The 2,940-nt window shown below is 72.0% G+C and carries 2 protein-coding genes, 1 tRNA gene and 2 pseudogenes; 1 reads left to right on the top strand and 4 read right to left on the bottom strand.

Features of this window, described 5'->3' with window-relative positions:
- The coding region (locus H5J33_RS29410) for a glycosyltransferase 87 family protein (RefSeq protein ID WP_181797845.1) at window positions 1-524 on the bottom strand (524 nt) is incomplete at its 3' end.
- A 115-nt stretch (window positions 525-639) separates the two neighbouring features.
- On the opposite strand from H5J33_RS29410, the gene H5J33_RS29405 reads away from it, so the two are divergent.
- A tRNA-Ala gene (locus H5J33_RS29405) sits at window positions 640-712 on the top strand.
- A 134-nt stretch (window positions 713-846) separates the two neighbouring features.
- On the opposite strand, the gene H5J33_RS29400 is transcribed toward H5J33_RS29405, so the two are convergent.
- The 3 genes and pseudogenes from H5J33_RS29400 to H5J33_RS29390 all read right to left on the bottom strand — a co-directional run.
- Window positions 847-2,457, bottom strand: a complete 1,611-nt coding sequence (locus H5J33_RS29400; RefSeq protein ID WP_181797844.1) for an NADH-quinone oxidoreductase subunit NuoF family protein — start codon at window positions 2,455-2,457, stop codon at window positions 847-849.
- Window positions 2,454-2,732 (bottom strand): annotated as a pseudogene (locus H5J33_RS29395) (cytochrome b/b6 domain-containing protein); the annotation flags it as partial. The pseudogene H5J33_RS29395 and the gene H5J33_RS29400, both read right to left, overlap by 4 nt.
- Window positions 2,719-2,940 (bottom strand): annotated as a pseudogene (locus H5J33_RS29390) (hypothetical protein); the annotation flags it as partial. The pseudogenes H5J33_RS29395 and H5J33_RS29390, both read right to left, overlap by 14 nt.

The raw sequence follows: 2,940 nt of genomic DNA, 5'->3' as shown, positions 1-2,940 counted from the left end.
GCGGCCAGCCCGAGCCCCAGCCCGCTCCAGCGGTCGTGGCCGCCGGCGGGCCGGCGGGTCAGGTCCCACAGCACCAGCACGGCCAGCAGCAGGTTGATCTGGCCGTAGCGCACGGTCGTCCACACCGGTTCGCACCACACGGCCGCCCCCGCGATCCACCAGACGTTCCGCACGCGCGCGTGGCCGACGAGTTCGAGCGACAGCCGTACGAAGAACACCAGCAGGGCGAGATTGCCGGCCGTCGCCAGCGTGCGCAGCAGCGCGGTGTCCGGCAGGGACAGCGGGGTGAACAGCAGGGCGGCGAACGGCGGGTAGGTGGTGGGCAGGCGGGCGGTGGTCGCGCGCAGCGCGTACAGGTCGTCGCCGGACCGTACGGCGGCTCCCTCGGCCCGGTAGACCATCAGGTCGACCATCGACACGTGCGCGGCCCGCTGCGCGGCCCAGAACGCCGCGAAGGACAGCAGGCACACGCCCAGGGCGACCGGGACCCGGCGGCGTGCTGTGAACGGCGCGATCTCGGGCATGAAAACCGACATTAGCGGCCATACCGGAGTGAAGCTGCAACCGATTTGGCGCTGCGCCCACAGGCCTGTAATGTTTACGTCGTCGCCGGGGGAACCGGGCGAAACAACAAAACAAGGGGCTATAGCTCAGTTGGTAGAGCGCTTGCATGGCATGCAAGAGGTCAGGAGTTCAATTCTCCTTAGCTCCACAGAAGTCGAAGGCGGGTCATCCCACGGATGATCCGCCTTCGGCGTGTTGTGACGCAAAGCGCGGCTAAACGTAGTGCGCGCAGGAACGTGAGGGGCGGATCACCCGATCCGGTGACCCGCCCCTCACGTGTGTTCAGCGGCCCAGCGCGCGCCGGCCTCGCCCCTGGGAGAGCACCGGCAGATTGCGTGCCGGTGCCTGCCCGCGCGTGTCCTCCTCGATGCGCAGGGCGAGCGCCGGGCAGCGGCGCACCGCGCGCAGCGCCTTCGCCTCCGCGTAACGCGGCACCTGCGCCCGGGCGACGGTCGGGAAGCCGTCCGCGCCGAGTTCGAACACCTCCGGGAGGATGTCCGCGCACAGCCCGTGGCCCCGGCACAGCGTCCAGTCCACGTGGATCGTCTGGCGGCTGGCACCGCTGTCCGCGGCGTCCGCGCCGCCCGGGACGCCCGTAGGGGCCCTGCCCCCCTCGAACAGCGGCAGCACGCCCGCCACGGGCCGTCCGCAGCCGTTGCCGAGGACGTGCGCCGCGAGGTCGTCGGTGAACGCCTTGACGGTCGACTCCAGGAACATCGCCGAGCCGTCCGGGTGTGAACACGCGCCGCGCCGCTTGACGTTCTTCGCGACCTGCTTCAGCGCCTCCAGGGCCGCGGGTCCGCCGCCGTTCAGGACGTCCTCCAGTCCGCGCGCGGCGGCGGGCAGCCCCAGATAGCAGGGCCCGCACTGACCGGCACTCTCCTCGGCCAGCCACTGCGCCACCCGCAGTGACTCGCCCAGCGGGCACGTCTCCTGGCCGATCGGCAGGATCGCGCCCGCGCCCAGCGAACCGCCCACCGCGTCCAGCGAGTTGCGGGAGACGATCGCCTCGTCCACGGTCGCCGCGTCGATCCACTTGCCGTGGTAGCCGCCGGTCAGGACGCCCTGCGGGACCGGCGGGGCGCCCGCGAGCTGCAGCACGTAGCGCAGCGGTACGCCCGTGGGCACCTCGATCACCATGGGGCGGGCGACCGCACCGGACACGGTGAGCATCACGGTGCCCGGTTCGTCGTACAGACCTGTGTGGGCGTAACGCTCCGGGCCGATGCGGGCGGCTATGGCGAGCTGCGCGAACGTCTCCGCGTTCGACAGCAGTGTGGGCGCCCCGCCGACACCGCTCCGCGAGGCGCTGACCTTGCGGCCGGGCGGGATCGCCGGACCACCGTCGATCGAGCGGATCAGCGAGGCGGCGGCACCGGTGACCATGCGCACCGGATTGCGCTGCACCCACGCGCGCAACGGCGCTCTACGGCTGTTGCCGAGGCCGCGTTCGGCGAGCGCGGCCTCCATGGAGCGCTGCGTGGACTCCCGGGTGACGCCGATGACGAGGGTGCGCGCGCCGAGCGCCTCGGCGCACAGCAGGGCGCCGTCCAGGATGAGGTGCGGCGCCCGGTTGATCAGCACGGTGTCCTTGCGGCAGGCCGGCTCGTCCTCGCTGCCGTTGACCACGACGACCGGCCGCACCCCGCGCCTGATCGCCGACTCGGCGACCGAACGCAGCTTCTTGTGGAAGGGGAAACCGGCTCCGCCGCGCCCCTTCAGGTTGATGCGCTCGGCGAGCTGGGCGAGCTGTTCGCCGCCCAGCGGGTCGAGCGGCCCGTGCACCTTCAGGTGCATCGGCAGGTCCAGTCGCTCCACAAGGTCGAAGCCCGACGTGAGCTGGGGAAGACCGACCACGCGGACCTCGGGGACGTCGGGCAGTGCCTCGTTCACTTGAAGCCTCCGGAAGGCGTGATCCATGGTTCGCCCGAACCCGGTGCCCCGTAGGGCGAGCCGGGCAGCGGTTCGGTGGCGGGACCGCTGTCGAACGCGTCACCCGGGGAGTACGTGCCGTAGGAGCCGTTCGTCTCAGCGGTGTCGTACACATCACGTCCGCCGTAGCCGGTGGCGCCCGGTCCGTCGTGCAACGGGAGGGTGTACCCGGTGTCCTGGAGCGGGTCGTACGCGGACGGCGGGGCCTCGCCGACCGGAGGCGGGGAGGGGACCGGCGGACGTAGCCGATGAGTTCGCCGCCGCGCAGCATCTCCACGCCGGCCAGCAGGTGCGAGACCGGGATCTCCCGGCGGGCCCCGCCCGGGCCCGCGATGATCAGCGTCGCCTCCAGGGCGGCCAGCACGGGCAGCGCGTCCCCGGTGGGCCCTCGGCTATGTGGCCGAGATGAAGACCGGTGAGGGCAAGACCCTCGTCGGCACCCTG

Origin of the sequence: Streptomyces sp. WELS2 (assembly GCF_013870595.1) — a bacterium.
GTDB lineage: Bacteria > Actinomycetota > Actinomycetes > Streptomycetales > Streptomycetaceae > Streptomyces.
The sequence above is the reverse complement of the archived record's forward strand: the minus strand, read 5'-3'. Positions and strand labels throughout refer to the sequence as shown.